This window comes from Saccharothrix hoggarensis (assembly GCF_042678885.1).
In the GTDB taxonomy this organism is placed as follows: Bacteria; Actinomycetota; Actinomycetes; order Mycobacteriales; family Pseudonocardiaceae; genus Actinosynnema; species Actinosynnema hoggarensis.
The window spans coordinates 1-24131 of sequence record NZ_JBHTLK010000059.1; the positions used below are offsets into that span (position 1 = coordinate 1).

Consider the following 24131-nt stretch of genomic DNA (forward strand, 5'->3'; position numbering starts at 1 on the left):
CTGCGCCTCGGCCACGTCGCCCTCGCCGCGGGTACCCTCGGGGAACACGCCGACCACGCCGCCGGCCCGCAGCACCTTCTGCGCGGCGAGCAGCGGCGCCCGGTCGGGCTCGCCGCGCCGCACGGCCAGCTGGCCGATCTTGCGCAGCCCGGTGCCCACCACGCCCTTGAACATCTCCTGCTTGATCAAGAACACCACACGCCGGGGCAGGAGGCCGAACAGGATCGGCCCGTCCACCATCGAGCTGTGGTTCGCCACGACGACCACGGGTCCTTCGAGCGGCATCCGCGAGGCGCCGTGGACGCGCACGCGGAACGGCAGCCGGAACGGCACGCGCGAGATCCACCGGCCGATGTCGTGCAACCAGGCCGCCGAACCCTCGGGGAGCTGGTCGGTCACCCGCGCACCCGTCCGCTCGGCTGGGCCAGCAGGCCGTGGTCGTCCACCAGGTCCAGCAGCGCGGCGAGCGTGCCGGGGAGGTCCAGCGCCGTCGTGTCGAGCACGACCGCGTCGTCGGCGGCGCGCAGCGGCGACACCGCGCGCGTCGAGTCGTAGGCGTCGCGCCGCTGCACGTCGGCGAGCGTGGCGTCCACCGTGGACTCGCGGCCGGACGCGCTGTCCTGCTTGGCGCGGCGCTGCGCGCGGGCCTCGGCGTCGGCGGTCAGGTAGACCTTCAGCGGCGCGTCGGGCACGACGGCGGTGCCGATGTCGCGGCCCTCGACCACGATCCCGCCCGCTTCCTCCAACGCCGCCGCGATGATCCGCCGCTGCTCGGCGACGAGCCGCTCGCGCACCGCGGGCACGGCCGACACCGGCGACACGGCGAGCGTCACCTCGGGCCCGCGGATCTCGGCGCCGACGTCCTCGCCGTCGAGGTGGGTGGTCGAGTGGTCGGGGTTCGTGCCCTGGACGACCCGCGCCGCGGCGGCCGCTTCCGCGATCCCGGCCTGGTCGGAGAGGTCGACGCCGGCGCGCAGCACGGCCAGCGTCGCGGCCCGGTACATCGCGCCGGTGTCGAGGTAGCGCGCGCCCAGGGTCGCCGCCAGCCGGCGCGCTGCGGAGGACTTGCCGGTGCCGGAGGGCCCGTCGAGGGCCACCACGCCACGCAGCTCACCGTGTCCCACGGGGTTTTCCTCCTCAACGCGACGACGGTCGTCAACCTCCAATTGTGCCTGGTGCGACCCGTCACACCCGCATCAGGTGGCCTAGGCGGCACTGCGAGTGGTGAGCGGTTCCGCCGGACACCGCCGAACCGGCCCCGGTGACGGCTCTGGCGGCCGGGGTTCGCCTTCGCTCGGGGTGCACGCCGGCGCGGGCCGGTCGGCCGCCGGGGGTTCGCGGGGCCGGTCGGCCGCCGGGGATTCGCGCTGGGCCGGTCGGCCGCTGGGGGTTCACGCCGGCGAGCCGGTCTGCCACTCGCAGGTCAAGCGTCCCTGTCAGGTGGGTCGTCGTTCCAGCGGTGCACGCGCGAGAGGTCGCCCCGTCACGGATGCGGCGCGTCGATCGGCGGGTTGACGCGCGCGGATCGGGGCGCGGCCGGGTCAGCCGGCGCGGGCCGCGCACCGACGACGTCCCGCAGCGGGCAGCGCCACGCTTCGCAGGGGTCCTCGCCAAGGGGACCCCTGCTTTTATTCTGCCGGCGGGGTACGACAATTTCGGCTCCTCGACCGGCAAAGACAGCCACTCGACCTGAGGTACTCAGGCACGCGCGACCAACGAAATCGGCCAACCGAAACGCACCCCCCGTCGGCGGGTCAGTCGAGATCCGCCAGCAACAGCCCGCTGCGCGGCTTGGGCGTGAAGTACGTGCTCTTGCGCGGCATCCGGCCGCCCGCCGCGTGCACGGCCAGCACATCGCCCAACGGCACGGGAGCGATCAGCAGCACGACGTCCGCCCCGTCCACGGGCGCTTCCCCCGTCACCGGCCGCACGTGAGGGCTCTCCGGGTCGAGCCCGAGCGCCTTGTCCAACAGCACTGCCTCGACGAACGCGTGGTCCAGGCCGGGTGGCAGCGAGACGCACACGGCGGCCTCGCCGGACACCGCGACGACCACCCCCGGCGACGGGCGCGCGGTGGCCGGGGCCGGGGTCACGTCCAGGCCGACCGAGCGCCACGCCGCCGTCAGGTCGGCCAACGTCAGGCCGGTGCCGGCGATGGCGCGGTGGATCGGCCCGATCCGCAGGTCCGGACCCGCCGTGACCAGGGCCAACAGCCCGGACAGGCCGGCGGACGCGGCGACCCGGTGGTTGCCGTCGGCGACCATCAGGGGGTGTTCGCCGGCGGCGGCGAGGAGGGCGTCCTGGCGCTCCCCCGGCCCGACGAGCCACAGCCAGTGCCGCCGCCCGCCCGGGTCGACCACCGAGACCGCCGGCTCGTCGTCGACCTCGGCCACGAGCCGGGTGAGCCGGACGTCCCGCGCCACCGGCACGAGCATCGCGGCGCTGGTCACGCAGCCGAGCCCGGACAGCACGCGGGCGCGCTCGGCGACCACGTCCGGGTACACCTCCTCGGTGTGCCCGACGGCCGCCGGGTCGACCATGCAGAGGAGGCCGTACGCGGTGCCGTCGGGGCCGTCCACGCGGTACGGCGCGACGACGTCCCGCACCTCGCGGTAGGCGGTGCGGCGCAGGTGGGCGAGTTCCGACCGGGCGTGGGGCAGGGCGTCGAGGAGGCTCGCTCCGGCGGCCAGCGCGGCGGGCGTGCGGTGCGGGTGCTGGACGGCGAGCAGCGTGCCGGGACGGGCCCGGGCGAGCGCCGCCACGATCCGCTCGGGTTCGGCGAACTCGTCCACGTCCGGACCGGGCACCCGGTCGCGGACGACCCAGCCCCGGCTGATCGAGCCGACACGTCCCATCAGGCGATTATGATCGGAGACGTGAACGTCGAGGTGACGCCGCTTCCGGGGATCGGCACCCGCCAGGACTTCATGATCCGCGCGGGCCGCCGGATCGGGGTGATAACCCACCGCGACGGCAAGTTCGAGCTGATCGTGTCCCACCTGGACGACCCGGACGGGTGCGCGGCGTCGATAGCGCTGACGGCGGCCGAGGCGAGCACGCTGGCGGGCCTGCTGGGCGCGCCGAACCTGGTCGCGCAGCTCGAGGAGCAGCACCGGGACGTCGAGGGCATCTCGACCAAGCAGTTCCCGGTCGTGCCCGGCTCGCGGTTCGACGGCCGCCCGCTGGCCGAGACGGAGCTGCGGACGCGCACGGGCGCGTCGATCGTGGCCGTCGTGCGGTCCGGCTCGGTGCACCCGTCGCCGCGCCCGGACTTCGTGTTCGCGGGCGGTGACCTGGTGGTCGTCGTCGGCACGGCGGCCGGCCTGGCCGCCGCCGGCGAGCTGCTGGGCGGTGGCTGAGCACCTTGCACAGCACCGCAATCGCACTGGTCCAACTGGGCGCGGTCTTCTTCGGGCTGGGCCTGCTCGGCAAGATGGCGTGGCGGATCGGCATCTCCCCGATCCCGCTGTACCTGATCGGCGGCCTGGCCTTCGGGCAGGGCGGCCTGGTCCCGCTGCACGGCATCGAGGACTTCACGCACATCTCCAGCGAGATCGGCGTCATCCTGCTGCTGCTCCTGCTCGGCCTGGAGTACTCGGCGGCCGAGCTGGTGACGGGGTTGAAGCGGTCGTGGACGGCCGGCCTGGTCGACATCGTGCTGAACGCGACGCCGGGCGTGGTCGCCGCGCTGGTCCTCGGCTGGGGCCCGGTCGGCGCGCTGGCGATGGGCGGCGTCACGTACATCTCGTCGTCGGGGATCATCGCGAAGGTGCTCGGCGACCTGGGCCGGCTGGGCAACCGGGAGACGCCGGTGGTGCTGTCGGTGCTGGTGTTCGAGGACCTGGCGATGGCGGTGTACCTGCCGATCCTGACGGCCGTGCTGGCGGGCGTGAGCTTCGTCGGCGGGTTGACGGCGGTGGGCATCTCGCTGGCCGCGATCACGGTGGTGCTGGTGATCGCGCTGAAGTTCGGCCGGTACGTGTCGGCGCTGGTGGACAGCCCCGACCCGGAGGTCTTCCTGCTGAAGGTGCTGGGCGCGGCGCTGCTGGTGGCGGGCGTGGCGTCGCAGCTGCAGGTGTCGGCGGCGGTCGGGGCGTTCCTGCTGGGGATCGCGATCTCGGGGTCGACGGCGGAGAACGCGACGCGGATGCTGGAGCCGCTGCGCGACCTGTTCGCGGCGATGTTCTTCGTGGTGTTCGGCCTGAACACGGACCCGGCGTCGGTGCCGCCGGTGCTGCTGCCGGCGGTGGCGCTGGCCGTGGTGACGACGTTGACGAAGGTGGCCACCGGGTGGTGGGCGGCGCGGCGGCAGGGCGTCGGGCGGATGGGCCGGGCGCGGGCGGGCGCGGCGCTGGTGGCGCGCGGCGAGTTCTCGATCGTGATCGCGTCCCTGACGGTGGCGTCGGGCGCGGTGGACGGCGAGCTGGCGGCGTTGGCGACGGCGTACGTGTTGCTGATGGCGGTGCTCGGGCCCGTGGCGGCACGCGTGGTGGAGCCGCTGGCGCGGAAGTTCACCCGAAAGCGTGGTGCGGAGCCCACAGCGGTGTGACCTGTATCTCTTCCGTGATCGGGGCCTCCACTAGGGCATACGAACCACGTTTGGGCCAGCGGGTCGACTCTTCCGGCCGATTGAGCGCAAGCGTGATCCGGGGTTAAACCTGACTGCTGTCCCACCCCGAAGGGGGTCGTCATGTCACAACCAACGGGCGCCGAGTCGACGACTGGCCGTTACCTCGTGCTCCTCGAAGACAAGTCCGTCGCGGCCGGTGTGCGGGAGATGAACCGGGTCGCCGGGATCTCCGCCGCGACCACCGCGGACGCCACCACCGCCGAACAGCTCGACACGACCGACGGCGTGATCTTCCAGGACCTGGGCATCGCCGTCGTCAACGCGACACCCGACCAGGTCGCCCAGCTGACGAGAGCCGCCGAGGCGCCGGGCCCGATCGCCGTGGTCGAGGCGGAACGCGTGCTCCAGGCCTACACCGCTCCCCCGGAGACCGGCGCCGACGAGGCCGCCGCGCCCGCCGTGGACGAGTCCGTGTTCACCTGGGGCCTCCAGGCCGTGGGCGCGAACCTGAGCTCGGCCACCGGCAAGGGCGTGCGGGTCGCCGTCCTCGACACCGGTTTCACCGTCGCGCACCCCGACTACGCGGGACGCGTCGTGATCACCCAGTCGTTCATCCAGGGCGAGGCGGTGGACGACGCGCACGGCCACGGCACGCACTGCGTCGGCTCGGCCGCCGGTCCGCGGCAGCCCGCGAGCGGCGGACCCGGTTACGGCGTCGCGCACGAGGCCGAGATCTACGCGGGCAAGGTGCTGTCGAACGCGGGCTTCGGCTCGGACAGCGGCATCCTGGCCGGCATCGAGTGGGCCATCGCCAACGGCTGCGCGGTCGTGTCGATGTCGCTGGGCGCGTCCGTGCAGCCGGGGACGCCGCACTCGCAGATCTTCGAGCAGGCCGCGACCCGCGCGCTGGCCAAGGGGACGCTGATCGTCGCCGCCGCGGGCAACGAGAGCAGGCGGCCGGGCCGGATCAACCCGGTCGGGCACCCGGCGAACTGCCCGTCGATCCTCGCCGTCGGCGCGATCGACGTGCAGCGGGCGATGGGGTTCTTCTCCTGCGGGACGGTGGACCACATCGGCCAGGTCGACCTCGTCGCGCCGGGCGTCGACGTCTACTCCAGCTGGAACAAGGAGGACGGCGGCCTCGGCATGCACAAGCGCATCCAGGGCACGAGCATGGCCACGCCGCACGTCGCGGGCGTCGCCGCGCTCGTCGCGCAGAAGCACGGGGCGCGCGGCTGGGAGCTGTGGGCGAGGTTGTCGCAGTCCGCTCGTCGGCTGGCCTTGCCTTCCACGGATGTGGGTGCAGGATTGGTCCAAGCTCCCTAGGCCCGTTGGAGGCGTCCGTGGACAAGGTCGTGGTCTCGGTCGCCGACGACAGCCTCGCCGAACTGCCGACCGTCGTGTCCGCGTTGCGTGACGCGGGAATGGTGGTGGACGACGTGATGGAGACGTTGGGCGTGGTCACCGGGTCGGTCCCGCCGGGGGTGGGGGACCTGCTCGAAGCCGTGCCCGGCGTCTCCCGCGTCGAGGTCGACCGCACCGTGCGGCGTCCGCCCGTCCCGGAGCCGTGACCAGGCCGGGTGTTTGACGCGGGCACGTCACCCGGTCGGCCGACAAGAGGTTTGAGCCGACCACCTCGGGTAACCGATTCCAGAGACGAACCGGTCGTCCGAGGAGGTCGAAGACCATGAAAGCCCTGCTCGCCGCGCAGACGGTGCAGGCTCAAGGCATCGGTGACGCCGCCGGTGACGCCCTGCGCTCCGTGGTGACCTTCCTGCCCAAGCTCGTCGGATTCCTGGTCGTGCTGCTCATCGGGTGGATCGTCGCCCGGCTGCTGCGCACGGCCGTCAACAAGGTGCTGGAGCGGGTGCACTTCGACCGCGCCGTCCAGCGCGGGGGAATCGGTGACGCGCTGGCGCGCTCGAAGTTCGACGCCTCGGGCCTGGTCGCGCAGATCGTGTACTACGCCGTGCTGCTGATCGCGCTGCAGATCGCGTTCGGGCTGTTCGGGTCGAACCCGGTGAGCAACCTGCTGACCGAGATCGTGGCCTGGCTGCCGAGGGCGATCGTCGCGATCGTCATCATCGTGGTCGCTGCCGCCATCGCGCGTGCCGTGCGCGACATCGCCACCCGTGCGCTCGGCGGCCTGTCGTACGGCGCGACGCTCGGCAAGATCGCGTCGTGGTTCATCATCGGTCTCGGTGTGATCGCGGCGCTGAACCAGATCGGTGTCGCCACCACCGTCACCACGCCGATCCTCATCACCATCCTCGCGACGGTCGGCGGTATCGCGGTCATCGGCGTCGGCGGTGGTCTGATCAAGCCCATGCAGCAGCGCTGGGAGGGCTGGCTGACGAAGGCCGAGAACGAGGCCCCGCAGGCGAAGGCGCAGGCCGAGGCGTACCAGCGCGGCCGTGAGGACGTGCAGCGGACGACCCAGGTCGCCCCGGCCCCCGGTGCGGCTCCGGCCCCCGGCGCCGAGCAGACGATGCGGATGACCGAGACCCCGGCGCACGCGGCGAACATGCCGACCCCGCCGGTGGGTCAGCCGATGGGCCGGCAGCCGATGCCGCCCCGTCCCACCCAGTACCCGCCGGGTGAGCAGCGGTAACGGTCGTCGTCGGAACGAGTAGGAACGCTGAGGCAGGGGTCCCGCACCGGGGCCCCTGCTTTTGTTCTGCCGGCGGCGTCCGACAATGTCGATGTTGTCGGTCACCGCGGAGCGGTGCCTGTGGACAGGTTCGGGTGAGGAGGCGCGGGTGGGTGGGCTCGGCGTCGACGCGCTGGTCGGCCGGGACGAGTGGGAGGCGGTCAACCAGACCGCCGACCGGCCGTTCGTGGTCTACAAGTTCGCCGCCACGCTCGACGGGCGGATCGCGGCGGCTGACGGGACCAGCCAGTGGATCACCGGCGTCGAGAGCCGGGCCGAGGTGCACCGGCTCCGGGCCGCGTGCGACGCCACCGTCGTCGGCTCCGGCACGCAGGTCGCCGACGACCCGCACCTCGCCGTGCGCGGCGACGTCGTGGACCGCCAACCGCTGCGCGTGGTGATCGACAGCAATGCCCGGACGCCCCGGGACGCGAGGGTGTGCGACGACGCCGCGCCGACGCTCATCGTGGTCGCGGAGGACGCCGACGCCCGGCACCTCGACGGCGTGGCCGACGTGATGAGGGCGCCCAGGGGCGCGCGAGGGCTCGACCTGGCGCTCGTGCTGCGAGGGCTGCGCCGACGTGGCGTGCGCGGGCTGTTCCTCGAAGGCGGGCCGACGTTGGCGGGCGGCTTCATCGCCCGCGGGTTCGTCGACCGCGTCGTCAACTACGTCGCGCCGGCGCTGCTCGGCTCCGGCAAGAGCGGGCTGGGGGACGCGGGCATCCGCGGCATGTCCGACATCCTGCGGTTGGAGCTGCTGGACGTCGCCCGGTCCGGCGCGGACGTGCGGCTGGTGAGCAGGCCGGTGCGACGCGCCTAGGCCTCGAGCGCCGGCTCGTCGCGCCTGGCCAGGTGGCAGACGGCCGCGAGTCTCAGCGTCAGCCAGTCCGCGTTCGGCCAGTCCACGATCGCGGGCACCTGCCAGCCCTGCGCCGTCGCCTCGTCCAGCACGCCCTTGGCGTACCCGGCCAGCAGCACCGCGCCGGCCACCGCGCCCGCCACCGCCGCCGCGGGCACGCCGAACGCGAGGATGTCGCGCACCGCCGCGCCGTGCTGGTCGACAGCGGCCAGCACCCCGGGCGCCAGCACGCCAGGCGCCAGCACCGCCGCAATTCCGAGTTCGTCGCTCAACCGGTCCAAGAACCGGCGAGCGGAGAAGTCCCTCCAACCGCTCACAAGCTCGACACCCTACGCTGTGCGGGGCAATCGACCCACCATCGAACACGTGTTCTATGATCACGCCGGGTCGAGCCGGATGCGCAGAGAGGAACAACGAGAACGTGCAGGCGGACACGCTCGTGGAGCAGGAAGAGAAGGTGGACGCCGAGGCGCCCGCCGCACCCGTGCAGCAGGAGGTCGCACCCGTGCCGCAGGAAGAGCCCGAGGTGAAGCCCGCGAAGCGGACGAAGTCGACGGCCAAGAAGACCCGCACGGTCGAGCTGACGCTGACCGTGACCGGCACCGCCGACGGCGAGTGGCAGGCCGACCTGGTGCACGGCACCAAGCGGGTCGTGCAGGGGCTCGTCATCTCGGCCGCGGCCGTGTCGCGGGCGGCCAAGGAGCTGCACGACGACATCGCCGGCGGCATCGACGAGGTCATCGAGGCGGCCCGGACCCAGCACCGCACCCGCATGGAGGAGCTGGAGGCCGAGCTCGCGAAGGTCAAGGCCGCGCTCGCCGAGCTGAGCGAGTGACCGCGGGCTGACCGTGCCGGAACGGGGGCCGCTCGATCGCGGGCGGCCCCCGTTCCGCGTTCCGGGGCGCCTAGCGGGACGGGTCGAGGACGAGCTTGCCGGTGGTGCGGCGGGCCCTCAGGTCCTCGTGCGCCCGGCGCACCTCGCTCAGCCCGTACTCACCGCCCGGCACGGCGCGCAGGTCGCCCGCCAGGACCAGGTCGAACAGCTCGCCCATGGCGCGGTGGACGACGCGGCCGGGCAGCTTGAACGCGTGCGGCAGCCACATGCCCGCGATGGTCGTCGAGTGGACCAGCAGGCGGCCGGGGTCGACCGGGGTGGGCTTCTCGCGGCTCGCCATGCCGTAGAACGCGAGCCGCCCGAACGGCGCGAGCGCGGCGATGCTCTGGTCGGTGACGTCGCCGCCGGTCATGTCGAGCACGATGTCGACCCGCCGCCCGCCGTTGGCCTCGCGCAGCACGTCGGTCATGTTCTCGGCGGTGGAGTCGACGGCGACGTCCGCGCCGAGGTCCAGCGCGAGCGCCCGCTTGTCCTCCGTGCTCGCGGTGGCGATGACGCGGCCCGCGCCCCACTTCTTGGCCAGCTGCACGGCCAGCGACCCGACACCGCCCGCGGCGGCGTGCACGACGACGCTCTCCCCCGGCTCCAGGTGGGCGCTGCGGCGCAGCAGCAGCCACGCGGTCGCGCCCTGCACGACCATGCTCAGCGCGGTCAGGTCGTCGACACCGTCCGGCACGTCGAACGCCGTCGCCTCGGGCACCACGGCCTTCTCCGCGTAGCCGCCGAAGTTCGTCAGGCCGACGACGCGCCGGTCGCCCGCCCGGCCGACGACCTCGCCGCCCGGCACCAGCGGCAGCTCCATCTTCGACAGGTACGAGTTCTCGGCCTGGTGCGTGTCGGCGTAGTTGAGGCCCGCGCGGCTGACGTCGACGAGCAGTTCGCCGGGACCGGCGACGGGGTCGGGCAGCTCGACCTCGTTGAGGACTTCGGGTCCGCCGAACTCGGTGATCTGGATGGCGCGCACGGCTGTCAGTGCTCCTCGGGGGTGGCGGTGGTGTTCGAGTCGGTGGTCTTGTCGCCGGTGGTCTTGACGTCGGCGGTCTCGGGTTCGGCGGTCTTGACGTCGGCGGTCTTGACGTCGGCGGTCTCGGGTTCGGCGGTCTTGGCGTCGGTCGCGATCGGGTCGTGGCCGAGCCGGACGCGTTCGCCGGTGGCGGTGCGCGGTCCGGGCGGGTTGGGGAAGGTGAACGGCGCGCTGGGCCGGCCGGCCTGCACGAACCAGCATTCACCGGGTTGGCCGTCGCGCAACACGGCGACGAACGCGTCGACCACGTCGTCCACGCTCATCACCGGCATGCCGGCGGACTCCAGGGTGGACTTGAAGCCCGTGATGATGGCGGTGTCGGCGAAGGACGGGCACACGGCGTTGACGGTGACGCCGTCCGCGGCGAGCACCGGCCCGAGGCCGCGGACGAGCCCGACGACGGCGGCCTTGTTGGCGCCGTACACGGGGTCCATCGGCATCGCCATGAGGCCGGCCATGCTGGCGGTGGCGACGATGTGCCCGCCGCGCTTCTTCAGCTCGGGCAGCGCCGCGTGCACGCCGTAGACGACGCCGTCGAGGTTGATCCCCATGACGGTGCGGTACCGCTCGGGGTCGAAGTCGTCGCCGAGGGTGAAGCCGGTGGCGATGCCCGCGTTCAGCACCGCGATGTCGAGCCCGCCGAACCGCTCGACGGCCACGGCGACCGCGGCCTCGCTGTGCCGGGGGTCGCGCACGTCGCAGTGCGCGAACACGCCGCCCACCTCGTCGGCCACGGCTTTGCCGCGCTCGTCGTCCACGTCGGCGACGACGACGGACGCGCCGGCGGCGGCCAGGCGGCGCGCCACCCCCGCCCCGATGCCGTTCGCGGCTCCGGTGACCAGTGCGACCTTGCCCGAGAACTCCACCGCGCCTCCTCTGGCTGACATTCCGACCAGTCGGTATGGTTCTCCTGACGCGCTCTGGCGTCAAGGCGACGTCGCCGGTAGGTTACTAAGCGGTTGCTTAGGCCCGCAGATCAAGGAGGATTGACCGTGGCCGAGACGGACGCACGGGTGGCCATCGTCACCGGTGCCGCACGCGGCATCGGCGCCGCTGTTGCCACGCGGCTCGCGCAGGACGGCATGGCCGTCGCGCTGCTCGACCTCGACGAGGACAGCTGCGCCGAGGCCGTGGAGAAGATCAAGGCCTCCGGCGGCACGGCGATCGCGGTGGGTGTCGACGTCAGCGACAGCGCCGCCGTGGACGCGGCCGTGCAGCGCGTCGCCGACGAGCTCGGCGCGCCGACCGTGCTGGTCAACAACGCGGGCATCCTGCGGGACAACCTGCTGTTCAAGATGACCGACGACGACTGGGACGCGGTGATCAACGTCCACCTGCGCGGCTCGTTCCTGATGAGCCGGGCGGTGCAGAAGTTCCAGACCGAGGCCAAGTGGGGCCGGATCGTCAACATGTCGAGCACGTCGGCGCTGGGCAACCGCGGCCAGGCGAACTACGCCGCCGCCAAGGCGGGCCTGCAGGGGTTCACCAAGACGCTGGCGATCGAGCTGGGCAAGTTCAACGTCACCGTGAACGCGATCGCGCCGGGGTTCATCGCGACCGACATGACCGCGGCCACGGCGGCCCGCGTCGGCGTCGACTTCGAGGACTTCAAGAAGGGCGCGGCGGCGATGATCCCGGTCGGGCGCGTCGGCACGCCGGAGGACATCGCGCACACCGCGTCGTTCCTGGTCAGCGAGGGCGCCGGGTTCGTGTCCGGTCAGGTCGTCTACGTCGCCGGCGGACCGAAGGACTGACGATGCGGGTATTCGCGAACCTCGACGAGCTGGCGGCGGCCAAGGGCGAGCACCTCGGCCACGGCTCGTGGCACGAGATCACGCAGGCGGAGATCAACCTGTTCGCCGACGCCACGGGGGACCACCAGTGGATCCACGTCGACCTGGAGAAGGCCGCCGCCGGGCCGTTCGGCGCGCCGGTCGCGCACGGCTACCTGACGCTGTCCCTGATCCCGTTGCTGGTGCGCGACATCTACACGGTGCAGGGCTTGTCCATGGGCGTGAACTACGGGCTGAACAAGGTGCGGTTCCCGAACCCGGTCGTCGTCGGGTCGCGGGTGCGGGCCGGGGCGGAGCTTGCCGAGATCACCGACGTGCAGCAGGGCAAGCAGGCGGTGGTGAAGGTGACGGTCGAGATCGAGGGCAACCCGAAGCCGGCGTGCGTGGCGGAGACCGTCGTCCTGCTGGTGCCCTGACGGGCAGGTGTTCCGGGCCCGACGGCTGCCGTCGGGCCCGGAACGGTCAACGCCGGCTGTCGTTGATGTAGTGCACGCCCTCGTGCGCGAACTCGTAGTCGGCCGTCGTCGCGTAGACGTCGATCGTGTCCTCGATGTACGCGTAGTAGTCCGGGTCCGCTTCGAAGTACAGCACCGGCCACGCCTCGTCCGGCACGACGAGGTCCGGGTGGTGGCAGTCGATGCCGCCCACGGTGTCCTCGCAGGACCAGCGGTCGCCCCAGGACTGGACGTCGAGGGCCTCGGGCACGGAGAGGAACACCGTGACGCCCCGCTCGCGCTCCTCGCCGACGTGGGTCAGGAGCACCTCGAACTGGAACTTCTCCCCGTAGCTGGTCCAGTAGTACTCGGTGCTGCCGGGGAGGCCGGTGAGGGGCGACATCCGGATGTCGATCGGCGCGACCGCGGCGTCATTCGCGACCGGCGCCGTCTCGGTGGCATTCGCGACCGACGCGCCCCCCAGCGCGACCAATCCGGCAATGGCGGTGGACAGCAGTACCTTGAACATTGAAACCCCCGTATTGTGAACTCACTGCCTAAGACGCATCGCCGCCTTGTGGGTTGCACGCGTTCCGCGACGCACCCGACTTATTTTTGCCGGAACAGGTCAGGCCCCGGATTCACGGGCCACTCGTTCCAAGCGGGCGTGGTGGGCCTGCCAGTCAAGGGTGGCGAGGTTGTCGTTGTCCGGGCGCAGGCCGGCCGTGCCGTCGATGAGCTCGCGGACGATGTCGGCGTGCCCGGCGTGGCGGTTGGTCTCGGCGATCATGTGGATCAGGACGAAGTGGAGGGTGACGGCCTCGCGCTCCGGCGGCCACCACGGGACCGTGCCCGGCGAGTCGAGGTCCAGCGCGTCGATCGTCCCGTCCGAGTGCGCGCACGCGCGCCGGTAGAGGTCGACGACGTGCTCACGCGACTCGTCGGCCGTCGCCCACATGTCCGCGTTCGGCTCGGCGTCCTCCGCCAGCCACGCCAGCGGCTCGGGGAACGGGCGGCCGAACGTGTCGCCGAAGTAGCCCGTCTCCACGCCGGCGAGGTGCTTGACCAGGCCCAACAGGTTCGTCCCGGTGGGTGTGAGGGGTCGTCGGACGTCGTACTCCGACAGGCCGTCGAGCTTCCACAGCAACGCCTCGCGGGCGGTGCGCAGGTAGTGGTGCAGGTCCGCCTTCACGACGGTCTCCGTTCACGGGTCGGGACGCGGGATTCACGGCACGCGGGTTCGCGGCGCGCGGCGTGCGGGTCACGGCACGCGGGTTCGCGGCGCGTGGGTCACGACACGCGGGTCACGGCACGCGGGCCGGTGCGTCCGGTGTGGACTTCCGGGCATGGCAAAGCAGGGACCCCCGAGGGGACCCCTGCTTTGATTCTCCCAGACAGCACCGACAATTCCGGGTCCGACGAGGACCGTCAGAGGCTGGTGTCGTTGAAGTAGTTCACGCCTTCGTGCGCGAACTCGAAGTCGGCCGTCGTCGCATACACGTCGATCGTGTCCCGGATGTGGGCCTCCGGGTAGGCCTTGAAGTGCAGCACCGGCCACGCCTCGTCCGGCACGACCAGCTCCGGGTGGTAGCAGTCGATGCCGCCGATGGTGTCCTCACAGGACCAGCCGTCGCCCCACGAGACGACGTCGATCCTCTCCGGCATGGAGAGGAACATGGTGACACCATGCTCGTACTCGTCGCCGATGTGCGTCAGCAGCACGTCGAACTCGAACATGCCGCGGGTCGCCCAGTCGTACTCGGTGCCTCTGATGAGGCCCCCGGCGGGCGTCATCCGGATGTCGATCGGCGCGACCTCCGCCGCAGTCGCGGCCGGCGCACCCCCCAAAGCGACCAATCCCGCGACAGCGGCCGCCAACAATGCCTTGACCATCGAAACCCCCGTTGTGATTGACCCAAGACTCAGGACGCGTGATCGTCGCCGGGGTTGCGCTTTCTCTTCCCCAGGCCGTCGAGATCAGGTGAACGCCCGTGTTACCCGCGAAACAGGCGGCACGGAATTCCACGCGAGCACGACTCGAATCGACCACCGGCGAACGACAGCGATACCGTGAACGTCACAACGTCCGTTGTTCACGACCCAGAGCCCAAGACGCGTGATCGCCGTCCTGGTTGCGCGCGTCCACGAATGGACCAGGCCGACCCGCGCTACGACGAGGTCGGCCGCAGCGAGGCCAGGAACAGGTCGGCGAAGTGGCGGCCCACCTGCTTGGCCGAGAGCGGCCCGTCGGCGCTGTACCACTGGCCCAGGTGGTGGACGGTGCCGAAGAAGTAGTGCACGGTCAGGTCCGCGGGCACGTCGGCCCGGAACACGCCGGCCTCCTGCCCCTCCTCCACCAGCGACCGGAACCGCTCGTGGTACCGCCGGCGCTCGACGCGCATCTCCCGCCGCTTGTCCTCGGCGAGGTGGTCGGCCGAGCGGAAGTAGACGCGGGCCTGGTCGAAGTTGTCGACCGACGTGACGACGACGTCGACCGCCGCCGCGTGCAGCCGCTCGGCGATCGGCGCGGACCCGGACGCGATGGCCTCCAGCCGCTCGGTCTGCATGCGCAGGAGGCTGCCGTAGATCTCGTGCAGCAGGTCGTCCTTGGACCCGAAGTAGTGGTACATGGCGCCCTTGGTGACGCCGGCCAGGTCCACGATCTCCTGCACCGCGACCCGGTCGAAGCCCTTGTCGGCGAACAACCGCGTCGCGGCGTCGATCAGCCGCTCCGGTACCGATGCCATGGGGCAAGCATCGCACGACCGTTCACTGGAACATGGCGATCGGTCGGATGACCAGGTGTCCCGCGTCGGCCTTCCACGACTGCACCTTGCCCAGGCACCGCGCCTGGAAGCCGCCCTCGGGCACGACGTCGTCCCGCAGCCCGGTGTTGTAGCACTCGACGCGCACCTGCGGGCCGCTCTCGGGGTCGTCCGGGTCGCCGAACGGCGCCAGGAACACCGTCGTGCCGTCGCCGTCGGACGCCACCCGGAACACGCCCTTCACCGACACGTACGAGTCGATCCGCCGCAGCCGGACCACGTCGGACGACTCCAGGTGCTGCTCCAGCGCCGTGTTGCGCAGCACCTTCATCTCGCGCAGGTCGACGTGGACGACACCGGACGCGGACTCCAGCGCGTCCAGCAGCACGCCGATCACGGCGATCGGCTCGTAGTTCTCGATGTAGGTCTTCACGACCTCGCGGCCGGACGTGCGCGCGCCCTCCACGCCGAGGTCGAGGCCCTTCAGCGCGATCTTGCCGTCCTTGGTGACGCCGACCCGGTCGACGACCTCCTTGGCCATCGCGTCGCCGTACCGGCCGACCTGGTAGAGGTCCATCACGGACTTCTCGTGCAGGTAGATGGTCAGGCCGGGCACCTCGCGCGGCGGCGCGAACCGGTGCCGGGACCGCCACGCCCACAGCGCCACCCCGGCCGCGACGACGAGCGCCAGCGCGGTCACCAGCCACACGACCGCCCACGGCCACCACACCGACCACCACAGGCCCCTATCGACAGCCACGGATCTCCTTCACCGCCTCCAGCAGCGACCCGGAGGTGGCGTCGACCACCCGCCCGCCGGTCGCGCGTGCCACCCGGTCCAGCTCGACCGGGTCGGCCTCGCCGAACCGGATCGCGTACGTGCGCGCGGGCGGGTCCGGCCACGTGGCCAGGAACCCGTCGGCGCTGATGCCGGCGTTGTTCTCGCCGTCGGTCATGAGCACGACCGTGCCGTCGCCGACGACCCGGTAGGCGTGGTCGAGCGCGGACCAGATGGCGGTGCCGTCGTCGGACAGCTCCGCCGACGCCAGCGCGCCGGCCAGCGCTTCGAGGTCGGCCGGCCCCCGGATCTCGACGGCGCGCTCCTCCAGCACGGTCCCGGCGAACCGCACGAGCACGACGGTCTCCCCCACTCGGAACCGGTCGAACCCGCCGGCGCGGCTGAGCGTCGCGAACGCCTCCCGCAGGCCGGCGATCCGGTCGCCCGCCATCGACGTGGAGTGGTCGAGCACGAACACCACCCGGCCGGGTTCGCCGGCGCGGTCGTAGGCGGCGAGCAGGGCGTCCACGACCTCCTGCCGGCCGGGGAAGTACAGGGCGGTGCCGATCGGCTCGCGCAGCCGCTCGGTGCGCTCGACCTGCGGGTCCACGGGCCGGCGGTGGGTGCGTTCCATGATCGCCCGTTGCGCGGACGGCGAGCGGAGCCACTCCGCGGCCCGGTCGTACGCGGCCCGCTTGTCCGGGTTCAGGAGCATGAGCGGGTAGTCGGAGAGCACGATCCCGTCACGCGGGTAGACGACTTCGAGTGGTTCGCGGAGCTGCCCGGACGCGTTGAGGGACAGCACCGCGGCCTCGTACGCGACGACGGCGTCCACCTCGTCCTGCCGCTTCACGTACTCGTCCACGACCTCCGCCGCGCCGGGCGCGCCGAACGCTCGTCCGGTGAGGAAGCCCTGGAGCTTGTCGCAGGTGACGTCCTCGGGGCGCAGCGCGGCGCCGGTGCCGGCGGCGGCCGTGGCCACGCCGATCAACGCCGCCAGGCCGCTGCCGGACACCCTCGGGTCGGCCATGCCGAACCGCAGCTCCCCCGCGGCCGCACGGCTCGCCACGTCGGCCCAGGACGCGCCGCGCAGCGCCTCCGCCTTGCCCGCCTTCACGCCCACCACCAGCGGCGACAGCATCGTCGTGGTGGACAGCGGCAGGTCGTCGCTCTTCAGCTTCAGGTACCGGTTCGTGGACAGCCAGGCGAGGTCGTGGCCCGTGCCGCCGACCGCCAGCTCCTCGCTGGCCCGGACCGTGCCGCGGTGGTCGAGGCGCAGGTCCACGCCGGTGTCGCGGCGCAGGTCGGCGAGCACGGGTTCGAGGTCCGCCAGCTCGGAGCTCGCCAGCACGGTCAACGTGGTCCGCTCGGGCGGGGCCGACGTGCAGGCGCCGAGCACGGCCGCCGCGGCCAGGAGGACGACGGGGAGGACGGGGGGCCTCATATCGGCACCCGGATCTCCGGGCAGCGGCCGACCTCCCTGATCATCGTCTCCAGGTCCTCCGGCTTGGGCAGGAAGCCCTCGGTGCCGCCCACCGCCGGTTCCGGCAAGCCCCGTTCCCGCAGCAGGTCGGTGAGCGCGGTCGAGTCCTGGTTGTCCAGCCGGAACCCCAGTTCGAGGGCACGTCGGCGCAGGCCGGGATCGCCGCGGACCAGCTCGCCGACCTTCTCGCCCGCCGGGCTGAACGCGATGAGCCACGGCTCGGTGCGGTGGTGCGCGTCGGGGTAGAGCAGGACGCGCTCGGCGTCGTGCGCGCCGGTGCGGGCGACCGTGGCGAACTGGTGCGCCAGGTACTGGTGCTCGTACATGACGCCGACCGGCGCGCTGGTGCGCCCGTCGGGGTAGAAGAACGTGGTGCCGATGCCGGAGCCGTGCAGGCCCTCGATCTCGAACACCGGCTTGATCCGGCGGGCCACGTCGAGGACGGTGTGCTCGGTCGGCGCGGTGGAGCCGTTGGCCGCGAACGCCACCAGGCCGAGCCACGCCGAACCGGAGTACGAGTCGCAGGGGTTCGGGGTCTGCGCGACGATCTGGTTGCGGTTGTCGACGCCGTACTGCTGCCACGTGTCCGTCGGCCCGCCCGGACCGGGCAGGGACAGCTCGTTGACGAAGGCGTCCATCCGGAGGGTGTAGTAGAGCCCGTCCGTGCCCTCCTGGACCACCGCCGCCCCGGCCCTGACCAGCGCGTCCGCGTACTCGCGGAACGCGCCGAGCACGAGCGGGCTGGCGAACGGGTAGAACACCCGGCCGCCGAACCGGTCGCGGATCAGCTCGGCCGCGGCCTGCCCGGACGGCATGACGAAGTCGTACTCGCGGACGCGGTTCTGCTTGTCGCGGGCCAGCTCGCGCGAGCCGCCGGAGTCGGTGACCCGCACGTCGACGCCGTGGGCCATCAGGATGCGGCGGACCTCCGGGTCCTGGAAGTACACCGACTTGGACGCCATCATGGCCCGCACGACGGTGATCTGCCGGAACGGCAGCGCGACCGTGCCGGAGGCGAACAACGCCACGACGCCGAGCACCGCGACGCCCGCCGAGACGCCGAACGGCAGCAGGAACCGCTTGCGGCGGAACACGGACCTGGGCGGGTCCAGGATGGTGAGGCTGGGTTCTTCGGTCGAGTTCTTCGCGACCACGGACTCCCCCGGGCGGACGGCGATCTCCCCTGCGCACCAGGCTAGATCGCCGTGCCGCCGCCGTGGGGCACAACCCGCGAATCCGCCCCCGATGGCCGCACCGGGCCGGTCGGGGCTCGCGGGGTCAGCTCCCGATCGTCACGCCGCCGTCGACGACGATCGTGGTGCCGGTCGTGTAGCCGCCCGCCGCCGAGGCGAGGAACACCACCGCCGCGGCCAGCTCCTCCGGGTCGCCCACCCGGCCGATCGGCAGCTTCGAGATGTGCTGCTCCAGGTAGCCGTCGGGGTACTGGTCGGTCATCTCGGAGGCGAAGTAGCCGGGCGCGACGGCGTTGACCCGGATGCCCTTGCGGCCGGTCCACTGCTGCGCCAGGTCGCGGGTCAGGCCGATCACGCCCGCCTTGGACGCCGAGTACGCGGCCTGCGGCAGGCCGCCGGAGACGAGCCCCAGGACGCTGGACACGTTGATGATCGAGCCGCCGCCGGTCATCACGGCCGCCGCGGCCTGCGCCATCCAGTACGTGCCGTTGAGGTTCACGTCCATGACGCCGAGGAACTGCTCGGGCGTCTCGCGGGACGCGGGCACCGCCGACGCCACGCCCGCGTTGTTCACCAGCACGTGCACCGGGCCGAACTCCGCGGCGGCACGGGCCACCTCGCGGCAGTCGTCCGGCTGCGCGACGTCGGCCCGCACGACCAGCGCGCGCCGCCCGGCGTCCTCGACCAGCCGCGCGGTGTCCTTCAGCTTCTCCACCCGCCGGGCGGCGAGCACGACGTCCGCGCCGGCCTCGGCCAGGGCCTTGGCGAACGCCACGCCGAGGCCGGAGGACGCGCCGGTGACGATCGCGACCTGCCCGTCCAGCCGGAACTTGTCCAGGATTCCCATTCAGCTCAGCCTCTCCAGGATGATCGCCATGCCCTGCCCGCCGCCGACGCACATCGTCTCGAGGCCGAACTGCGCGTCGCGGGCGCGCATCCCGTTGATCAGAGTGGTCATGATGCGGGCGCCGGTCGACCCGAAGGGGTGGCCCAGCGCGATCGCGCCGCCGTGCACGTTCAGCTTGTCCATGTCGATGCCGAGCGCGCGCTGGCTGCCCAGCACCTGCACGGCGAACGCCTCGTTGATCTCGACCAGGTCGATGTCGCCGATGGTGAGGTTCGCGTGCGCGAGCGCCTGCTTGGTGGCGTCGACCGGGCCGAGGCCCATGATCTCCGGCGACAGGCCGGACACGCCGGTGGACACGATGCGCGCCAACGGGGTCAGGCCCAGCTCCTTCGCCCTGACGTCGCTCATGACGACCACGGCCGCCGCGCCGTCGTTGAGGGGGCAGCAGTTGCCGGGCGTCACCGTCCCTTGTGGACGGAACGACGGCTTGAGCGCCGACACGGCGTCGTAGGTGACGCCCTTGCGGGGGCCGTCGTCGGTGGAGACGACCCTGCCGTCCGGCAGGACGACGGGGGTGATCTCGCGCTCGAAGAAGCCGTCCGCGACGGCCTTCTCGGCCAGGTTGTGCGAGCGGACGCCGAATTCGTCCTGGTCGCGGCGGCTGATGCCGAGCAGGGTGGCGACGTTCTCCGCGGTCTGGCCCATGGCGATGTAGTAGTCCGGCAGCTCGCCGTCCTCGCGCGGGTCGTGCCACGGCTCGTTGGTCTCGGCGGTGCGCCGGGTGCGCGCGCGTGCCTCGTCGAACAGCGGGTTGAAGTGCGGGTCGTCGTGCCGGTAGCGGGACACGCACTCCACGCCGGCGCTGATGAACGCGTGGCCCTCGCCCGCCTTGATGGCGTGGAAGGCCATCCGCGCGGTCTGCACCGACGAGGCGCAGAACCGGTTGACCGTGGTGCCGGGCAGGCCGTCCAGGCCCAGCTGCACGGCGATGCGGCGGGCCACGTTCTGGCCGTGCTCGTCCTGCGGTTCGGCGCAACCCAGGTGCAGGTCGGTGATGTCGCCGCGGTCGAGTCCGGGCACCTGGTCGAGCGCGGCGGCGACGACCTGCGTCGCCAGGTCGTCGGGGCGCAGGTCGACCAGGGAGCCCTTGCGGGCCCGGCCGATCGGCGACCGCGAGGTGGCGACGATGACAGCCTCGGGCATGGCGGTTCTCCTGGGGCTAGAGGCCGAGGTCGCGGCCGATGAGTTCCTTCATGATCTCGTTGGAGCCGGCCCAGATCCGCGTGACGCGGGCGTCCATCCAGGCGCGGGCCACCCGGTACTCGGTCATGTAGCCGTAGCCGCCGTGCAGCTGCACGCACGCGTCGATGACGTCGTTCTGGACGTCCGCGCTCCACCACTTGGCCTTCGCCGCGTCCACGGCGGTCAGCTCGCGCCGGGTGTGCGCGTCGGTGCACTGGTCCAGGAACGCCTGCGTCACGTCGATCTTGGTGACCAGCTCGGCGAGGGTGAACTTGTTGTGCTGGAACGAGCCGATGGACTGGCCGAACGCCTTGCGCTCCTTGGTGTACTCGATCGTCTCGAGCAGGATCTGCTTGGCGTGGGCCAGGTTGGAGATCGCGCCGCCGAGGCGTTCCTGCGGCAGGCGTTCCATCATGTAGATGAAGCCCTGGTCGACCTCGCCGATGACGTTCTCCACCGGGACGCGGACGTCCTCGAAGAACAGCTCGGCGGTGTCGGACTCGGGCTGGCCGACCTTGTCCAGCTTGCGGCCGCGCTCGAAGCCCTTCATGCCGGCCTCGACGGCGAACAGCGTGATGCCCCTGGCCTTCTTCTCGGGGCTGGTGCGCGCCGCGACGACGATCATGTCGGCCGAGTAGCCGTTCGTGATGAACGTCTTGGAGCCGTTGAGGATCCAGTCGGAGCCCTGCCGGACGGCGTTGCTCTTCAGCGCGGCGAGGTCGGAGCCGCCGGACGGCTCGGTCATGCCGATGCCGGTGGTCATCTCGCCCGAGCAGAACCGGGGCAGCCAGCGCTGCTTCTGCTCCTCGGTGCACAGGTCGACCAGGTAGGGCGCGACGACGTCGCCGTGGATGCCCAGGCACGACGCCAGGCCTGCACTCGCCTTCGACAGCTCCTCGCCCAGCACGGCGTTGAACCGGTAGTCGTTCGCGCCGCTGCCGCCGTACTCCTCGGGGACCTCCAGGCCGAGCAGGCCCTGCTTGCCGGCCTCCAGCCACACCTCGCGGTCGACGTGGCGCTGCTCGACGAACCTCTCGTAGTGCGGCTTGAGGGTGCGGTCGACGAACGCCTTCGCGGTCTCGCGGAACGCCTCGTGGTCGGGTTCGAACAGCGTGCGGCGCACTCTCGGATCCTCCATACTAAGCGGTTGCTTAGGTCTAAGCGTGTGCTTAGCCTGCGGTATCGTTCGGGCCTGTGTCAAGGAGAGGTGCATGACAACGACCCGCGGTGAGTTCGCGCTCCTGGATGAGACGTGGTCCTCCGTCGAGCCCCCGGCGGCCAGGCGGATGCTGATCGCCGCCGCCGCCGCGTTCTCGGTGCGCGGCTACCACGCCACCACCACCCGGGACATCGCCGCGCAGGCGGGCATGTCACCCGCGGCGGTCTACATCCACTACCGGTCCAAAGAGGAACTGCTGTTCCAGATCTCCCGGATCGGGCACGCGACGTCGTTGGCGGTGCTGACGGGGGTGTCCGACCCGGACCCGGTGACCCGGCTGGCGTCGGCGGTGCGGGCGTTCGCGTCGTGGCACGCCGAGTTCCACACGACGGCGCGGGTCGTGCAGTACGAGCTGAGCGCGTTGACGCCGGAGCACCTGGCCGAGGTCGTCGTGCTGCGGCGGCGGATCGAGGCGGCCGTGCGCGGGATGATCGAGGGCGGCGTGGCGGCGGGGGTGTTCGACGTGCCGGACGTGCGGGGGGCGACCCTGGCGGTGCTGTCGCTGTGCATCGACGTGGCCCGCTGGTACCAGCCCACCGGTCGGCGCACGCCGGCGGAGATCGGCGACCTGTACGCCGACCTGGTGTTGCGCATGGTGGGCGCCGACACCTGACCCGCGAGCAGGCTGTTTCGCCGCCGGGGACTGTGCACCGTCAAAGGCGGTTGCGCGGTCGCGGCCCCGGTGGGCGACCGTGGGCGACGGCCCGGAATTGTCAGACCCTTCGGGCAGAATAAAAGCAGGGGTCCCCTTGGCGAGGACCCCTGCGAAGCGATTCTGAATCTGCGCACCCGAGCGCTGCGCGCCCAAGCTGTGAGCACCCGAGCCGCGCGGCCCGAGCTGTGCGCACCGGAGCTGAGCGGTCCTAGCCGGGCGCACTCCGGAGCCGTGCGGCCCGAGCCGGGCGCGGACCGGAGCCGGCGGCCTCGACGTTCACCCGGACGTGGGCGGGACGGAGACCTCCCGGAACGTTCCGGGAGGCCCCTGGTGGTCCGATCCGGGGTCTAGCGCACCGATTTCTTGCCGTAGAAGCCGGCGACGAGGCTCACGCCGACCGCGGCGATCGCCAGCTGCACGATGATCTCGATCCAGTCGATGCCGGGCGTGTCCTCCACGCCGAGAGCCCGAGCCAGGAACGTGCCCAGGAACGCCGCCACGATGCCGACCACGATGGTCAGCCAGATCGGGATGTTCTGCTTGCCCGGCGCGATGAGCTTGCCCAGCAAACCGATGATGAGACCCACGATCAGAGCGCTGATCACACCGCCGATGCCCACGTTGCCTCCTGCGGGTTAGTCGCCTTCGAAGAAGTCCCCGACTTCGCCGAGGGCCTCCCGCTCATCATCCCACCGAACACGCCGGCCGCAGCGTCAGCGACGTGCGCGCCGACGCCGATTCCCCCACCGCGGTGACCGCCCGGAAGTCGCTCAGTAGCCCGTGCGACCGCCGTAACCGCCGGAAGATCGCCTGCCGGCGGCCTGGTCCATCCACTGGTGGAGCAGCGCCGGCCAGTCCGCGCGGATCACCTCATCGTGCGACATGGCGTAGTGGCCGATCGCGTCGCCGCCCTGCTGGAAGAGGCCACCGCGGCGGTCCGCCTCCAGCACCACGTACAGCCGCTGGGGGTCGGTGACGAACGTCAGCTCCAGCTGCTTGATCTTGTTGAGGAACTGCGCGGGCGGCAGGAACTCGATCTCCTGGTAGAACGGGAGCCGCTGCGGGACGCCCCGGATGCGCCCCGACTCGTTGTCGGCGCGCTGGAAGCGGAACCCGAGGGCGCCGAACGCCTTGAGCACGTGCTCCTGGGGCGCGGTCGGGTGGACGGCCACCGGGTCGAGGTCGCCGGGGTCGACGGCGCCGCGCACCTCCAGCTCCGTGCGCAGGCCCATGGTCATCCCGTACAGGTGCTGCCCCAGCACGACGGTCAGCGGCGTCTCCAGCGGCACCGGGAACCGGAACGGGAGCACGAGGTTCTGCCCGGGCGCGACGGTGATGCCGTGCGCGACGACGAGCTGCGCGAACTCGACGTTGCGGTTGTGCTCGTTGTCGCCGCTCTCCACCTCGACGCGGGTGACGAGGGACAGCTTGACCACGTCGATGAGGGCCTCGTGCTCGCCGCCGGCGATGCGGACCTCGCCGGTCAGCGCCTCACCGGGCCGGACGTTCGGGTTGGCCAGCACCGTGTCCACGGTCGGGCCGCCGACACCGAACGCGCGCAACATCCTCTTGAACACCACGGTGGGCCTCCTGGCCTGCGTCTGGGTCACACCTCTGGACCGTTGTGAGCAAAGACGCCTGGGCCTGTCCCCCGGTTCCCTCTGGACGAACGCCAATCGCAGATGCCACTATGCGGCCGCGGTCACATACTAAGCGGTCGCTCA

28 protein-coding genes are annotated in these 24131 nt (G+C 71.8%); 10 read left to right on the forward strand and 18 right to left on the reverse strand.

The window, feature by feature from the left end; translation table 11 throughout:
* The 3 genes from ACFQ3T_RS14065 to ACFQ3T_RS14075 all read right to left on the reverse strand — a co-directional run.
* On the reverse strand, positions 1 to 399 hold a 399-nt coding region (locus ACFQ3T_RS14065; RefSeq protein ID WP_380723685.1), incomplete at its 3' end, for a lysophospholipid acyltransferase family protein.
* The gene (gene cmk, locus ACFQ3T_RS14070) at positions 396 to 1124 is read right to left on the reverse strand and encodes a (d)CMP kinase (RefSeq protein ID WP_380723686.1); all 729 of its coding nucleotides are present in this window, start codon (positions 1122 to 1124) and stop codon (positions 396 to 398) included. The genes ACFQ3T_RS14065 and cmk, both read right to left, overlap by 4 nt.
* Positions 1125 to 1754: 630 nt before the next feature.
* Entirely contained in the window at positions 1755 to 2855 is a 1101-nt protein-coding gene (locus tag ACFQ3T_RS14075) for a DUF1015 family protein (RefSeq protein WP_380723687.1), read from the reverse strand.
* 21 nt (positions 2856 to 2876) lie between these two features.
* Between ACFQ3T_RS14075 and ACFQ3T_RS14080 the strand changes: the two genes are divergently transcribed.
* The 6 genes from ACFQ3T_RS14080 (at position 2877) to ACFQ3T_RS14105 (ending at position 8040) form a co-directional block, all read left to right on the forward strand.
* Positions 2877 to 3359 (forward strand): cation:proton antiporter regulatory subunit, encoded by a 483-nt coding sequence (locus ACFQ3T_RS14080; protein WP_380723688.1) that lies wholly within the window; start codon positions 2877 to 2879, stop codon positions 3357 to 3359.
* A 5-nt stretch (positions 3360 to 3364) separates the two neighbouring features.
* Positions 3365 to 4549, forward strand: coding sequence for a cation:proton antiporter (locus ACFQ3T_RS14085; RefSeq protein ID WP_380723689.1), 1185 nt, complete (start codon positions 3365 to 3367; stop codon positions 4547 to 4549).
* A gap of 141 nt (positions 4550 to 4690) precedes the next feature.
* Positions 4691 to 5896, forward strand: coding sequence for a S8 family serine peptidase (locus ACFQ3T_RS14090; RefSeq protein WP_380723690.1), 1206 nt, complete (start codon positions 4691 to 4693; stop codon positions 5894 to 5896).
* A gap of 17 nt (positions 5897 to 5913) precedes the next feature.
* Positions 5914 to 6141 carry a hypothetical protein gene (locus tag ACFQ3T_RS14095; RefSeq protein ID WP_380723691.1) on the forward strand — a complete coding sequence of 76 codons (228 nt, stop codon included), beginning with the start codon at positions 5914 to 5916 and terminating at the stop codon, positions 6139 to 6141.
* Between the two features lie 116 nt (positions 6142 to 6257).
* A complete protein-coding gene (locus tag ACFQ3T_RS14100; RefSeq protein ID WP_380723692.1) occupies positions 6258 to 7181 on the forward strand; it encodes a mechanosensitive ion channel family protein in 924 nt (307 codons plus the stop codon).
* A gap of 148 nt (positions 7182 to 7329) precedes the next feature.
* The gene (locus tag ACFQ3T_RS14105) at positions 7330 to 8040 is read left to right on the forward strand and encodes a RibD family protein (RefSeq protein ID WP_380723693.1); all 711 of its coding nucleotides are present in this window, start codon (positions 7330 to 7332) and stop codon (positions 8038 to 8040) included.
* Here ACFQ3T_RS14105 and ACFQ3T_RS14110 read toward each other — a convergent pair.
* Complete coding sequence (locus tag ACFQ3T_RS14110; RefSeq protein WP_380723694.1) at positions 8037 to 8396, reverse strand: DUF6401 family natural product biosynthesis protein; 360 nt, start codon at positions 8394 to 8396, stop codon at positions 8037 to 8039. The two genes, ACFQ3T_RS14105 and ACFQ3T_RS14110, sit on opposite strands and share 4 nt — an antisense overlap.
* Positions 8397 to 8500: 104 nt before the next feature.
* Here ACFQ3T_RS14110 and ACFQ3T_RS14115 point away from each other — a divergent pair, with 104 nt between their 5' ends.
* Complete coding sequence (locus tag ACFQ3T_RS14115) at positions 8501 to 8914, forward strand: DUF6319 family protein (protein WP_380723695.1); 414 nt, start codon at positions 8501 to 8503, stop codon at positions 8912 to 8914.
* Between the two features lie 70 nt (positions 8915 to 8984).
* Here the strand turns inward: ACFQ3T_RS14115 and ACFQ3T_RS14120 are convergent, their stop codons facing one another.
* Both ACFQ3T_RS14120 and ACFQ3T_RS14125 read right to left on the reverse strand, forming a co-directional pair.
* Entirely contained in the window at positions 8985 to 9938 is a 954-nt protein-coding gene (locus tag ACFQ3T_RS14120; protein WP_380723696.1) for a quinone oxidoreductase family protein, read from the reverse strand.
* Positions 9939 to 9943: 5 nt separating this feature from the next.
* Complete coding sequence (locus ACFQ3T_RS14125) at positions 9944 to 10885, reverse strand: SDR family oxidoreductase (RefSeq protein ID WP_380723697.1); 942 nt, start codon at positions 10883 to 10885, stop codon at positions 9944 to 9946.
* Positions 10886 to 10990: 105 nt separating this feature from the next.
* On the opposite strand from ACFQ3T_RS14125, the gene fabG reads away from it, so the two are divergent.
* On the forward strand, positions 10991 to 11752 hold the full coding sequence (fabG, locus tag ACFQ3T_RS14130) for a 3-oxoacyl-ACP reductase FabG (RefSeq protein ID WP_380723698.1): 762 nt from the start codon (positions 10991 to 10993) through the stop codon (positions 11750 to 11752).
* A 2-nt stretch (positions 11753 to 11754) separates the two neighbouring features.
* Complete coding sequence (locus tag ACFQ3T_RS14135; RefSeq protein ID WP_380723699.1) at positions 11755 to 12207, forward strand: MaoC family dehydratase; 453 nt, start codon at positions 11755 to 11757, stop codon at positions 12205 to 12207.
* A 46-nt stretch (positions 12208 to 12253) separates the two neighbouring features.
* Here ACFQ3T_RS14135 and ACFQ3T_RS14140 read toward each other — a convergent pair whose 3' ends face one another.
* The 10 genes from ACFQ3T_RS14140 to ACFQ3T_RS14185 all read right to left on the reverse strand — a co-directional run bounded on the left by ACFQ3T_RS14140 (position 12254) and on the right by ACFQ3T_RS14185 (position 21656).
* Entirely contained in the window at positions 12254 to 12754 is a 501-nt protein-coding gene (locus ACFQ3T_RS14140) for a hypothetical protein (RefSeq protein ID WP_380723700.1), read from the reverse strand.
* A 99-nt stretch (positions 12755 to 12853) separates the two neighbouring features.
* Positions 12854 to 13417, reverse strand: a complete 564-nt coding sequence (locus ACFQ3T_RS14145) for a DinB family protein (protein ID WP_380723701.1) — start codon at positions 13415 to 13417, stop codon at positions 12854 to 12856.
* A 236-nt stretch (positions 13418 to 13653) separates the two neighbouring features.
* Complete coding sequence (locus ACFQ3T_RS14150; RefSeq protein ID WP_380723702.1) at positions 13654 to 14019, reverse strand: hypothetical protein; 366 nt, start codon at positions 14017 to 14019, stop codon at positions 13654 to 13656.
* Between the two features lie 374 nt (positions 14020 to 14393).
* Entirely contained in the window at positions 14394 to 14972 is a 579-nt protein-coding gene (locus ACFQ3T_RS14155) for a TetR/AcrR family transcriptional regulator (protein ID WP_380723703.1), read from the reverse strand.
* 22 nt (positions 14973 to 14994) lie between these two features.
* Positions 14995 to 15750, reverse strand: a complete 756-nt coding sequence (locus tag ACFQ3T_RS14160) for a hypothetical protein (protein ID WP_380723704.1) — start codon at positions 15748 to 15750, stop codon at positions 14995 to 14997.
* Positions 15737 to 17212 carry a substrate-binding domain-containing protein gene (locus tag ACFQ3T_RS14165; protein WP_380723705.1) on the reverse strand — a complete coding sequence of 492 codons (1476 nt, stop codon included), beginning with the start codon at positions 17210 to 17212 and terminating at the stop codon, positions 15737 to 15739. Before ACFQ3T_RS14165 ends, ACFQ3T_RS14160 begins: the two co-directional genes overlap by 14 nt.
* Positions 17209 to 18405, reverse strand: a complete 1197-nt coding sequence (locus ACFQ3T_RS14170; protein ID WP_380723706.1) for a hypothetical protein — start codon at positions 18403 to 18405, stop codon at positions 17209 to 17211. Before ACFQ3T_RS14170 ends, ACFQ3T_RS14165 begins: the two co-directional genes overlap by 4 nt.
* Positions 18406 to 18529: 124 nt before the next feature.
* Positions 18530 to 19291, reverse strand: a complete 762-nt coding sequence (locus ACFQ3T_RS14175; RefSeq protein WP_380723707.1) for an SDR family NAD(P)-dependent oxidoreductase — start codon at positions 19289 to 19291, stop codon at positions 18530 to 18532.
* Positions 19292 to 20494, reverse strand: coding sequence for an acetyl-CoA C-acetyltransferase (locus ACFQ3T_RS14180; protein ID WP_380723708.1), 1203 nt, complete (start codon positions 20492 to 20494; stop codon positions 19292 to 19294). It lies immediately after the preceding gene.
* A 16-nt stretch (positions 20495 to 20510) separates the two neighbouring features.
* Positions 20511 to 21656, reverse strand: a complete 1146-nt coding sequence (locus ACFQ3T_RS14185; RefSeq protein ID WP_380723709.1) for an acyl-CoA dehydrogenase family protein — start codon at positions 21654 to 21656, stop codon at positions 20511 to 20513.
* Positions 21657 to 21744: 88 nt separating this feature from the next.
* On the opposite strand from ACFQ3T_RS14185, the gene ACFQ3T_RS14190 reads away from it, so the two are divergent.
* Positions 21745 to 22365 carry a TetR/AcrR family transcriptional regulator gene (locus ACFQ3T_RS14190; RefSeq protein WP_380723710.1) on the forward strand — a complete coding sequence of 207 codons (621 nt, stop codon included), beginning with the start codon at positions 21745 to 21747 and terminating at the stop codon, positions 22363 to 22365.
* A gap of 389 nt (positions 22366 to 22754) precedes the next feature.
* On the opposite strand, the gene ACFQ3T_RS14195 is transcribed toward ACFQ3T_RS14190, so the two are convergent.
* Both ACFQ3T_RS14195 and ACFQ3T_RS14200 read right to left on the reverse strand, forming a co-directional pair.
* Positions 22755 to 23027 (reverse strand): GlsB/YeaQ/YmgE family stress response membrane protein, encoded by a 273-nt coding sequence (locus tag ACFQ3T_RS14195; protein WP_380723711.1) that lies wholly within the window; start codon positions 23025 to 23027, stop codon positions 22755 to 22757.
* A 150-nt stretch (positions 23028 to 23177) separates the two neighbouring features.
* Positions 23178 to 23987 (reverse strand): sporulation protein, encoded by an 810-nt coding sequence (locus tag ACFQ3T_RS14200; protein ID WP_380723712.1) that lies wholly within the window; start codon positions 23985 to 23987, stop codon positions 23178 to 23180.
* Between the last annotated feature and the right edge of the window lie 144 nt (positions 23988 to 24131).

Bases quoted from the DNA above. Each gene is read 5' to 3' on its own strand.
- ACFQ3T_RS14075 (WP_380723687.1), bottom strand. From the start codon at position 2,855: ATGGGACGTGTCGGCTCGATCAGCCGGGGCTGGGTCGTCCGCGACCGG.
- ACFQ3T_RS14090 (WP_380723690.1), top strand. From the start codon at position 4,691: ATGTCACAACCAACGGGCGCCGAGTCGACGACTGGCCGTTACCTCGTG.
- ACFQ3T_RS14100 (WP_380723692.1), top strand. From the start codon at position 6,258: ATGAAAGCCCTGCTCGCCGCGCAGACGGTGCAGGCTCAAGGCATCGGT.
- ACFQ3T_RS14125 (WP_380723697.1), bottom strand. From the start codon at position 10,885: ATGTCAGCCAGAGGAGGCGCGGTGGAGTTCTCGGGCAAGGTCGCACTG.
- ACFQ3T_RS14135 (WP_380723699.1), top strand. From the start codon at position 11,755: ATGCGGGTATTCGCGAACCTCGACGAGCTGGCGGCGGCCAAGGGCGAG.
- ACFQ3T_RS14140 (WP_380723700.1), bottom strand. From the start codon at position 12,754: ATGTTCAAGGTACTGCTGTCCACCGCCATTGCCGGATTGGTCGCGCTG.
- ACFQ3T_RS14150 (WP_380723702.1), bottom strand. From the start codon at position 14,019: ATGACGCCCGCCGGGGGCCTCATCAGAGGCACCGAGTACGACTGGGCG.
- ACFQ3T_RS14155 (WP_380723703.1), bottom strand. From the start codon at position 14,972: ATGGCATCGGTACCGGAGCGGCTGATCGACGCCGCGACGCGGTTGTTC.
- ACFQ3T_RS14165 (WP_380723705.1), bottom strand. From the start codon at position 17,212: ATGAGGCCCCCCGTCCTCCCCGTCGTCCTCCTGGCCGCGGCGGCCGTG.
- ACFQ3T_RS14175 (WP_380723707.1), bottom strand. From the start codon at position 19,291: ATGGGAATCCTGGACAAGTTCCGGCTGGACGGGCAGGTCGCGATCGTC.
- ACFQ3T_RS14180 (WP_380723708.1), bottom strand. From the start codon at position 20,494: ATGCCCGAGGCTGTCATCGTCGCCACCTCGCGGTCGCCGATCGGCCGG.
- ACFQ3T_RS14190 (WP_380723710.1), top strand. From the start codon at position 21,745: ATGACAACGACCCGCGGTGAGTTCGCGCTCCTGGATGAGACGTGGTCC.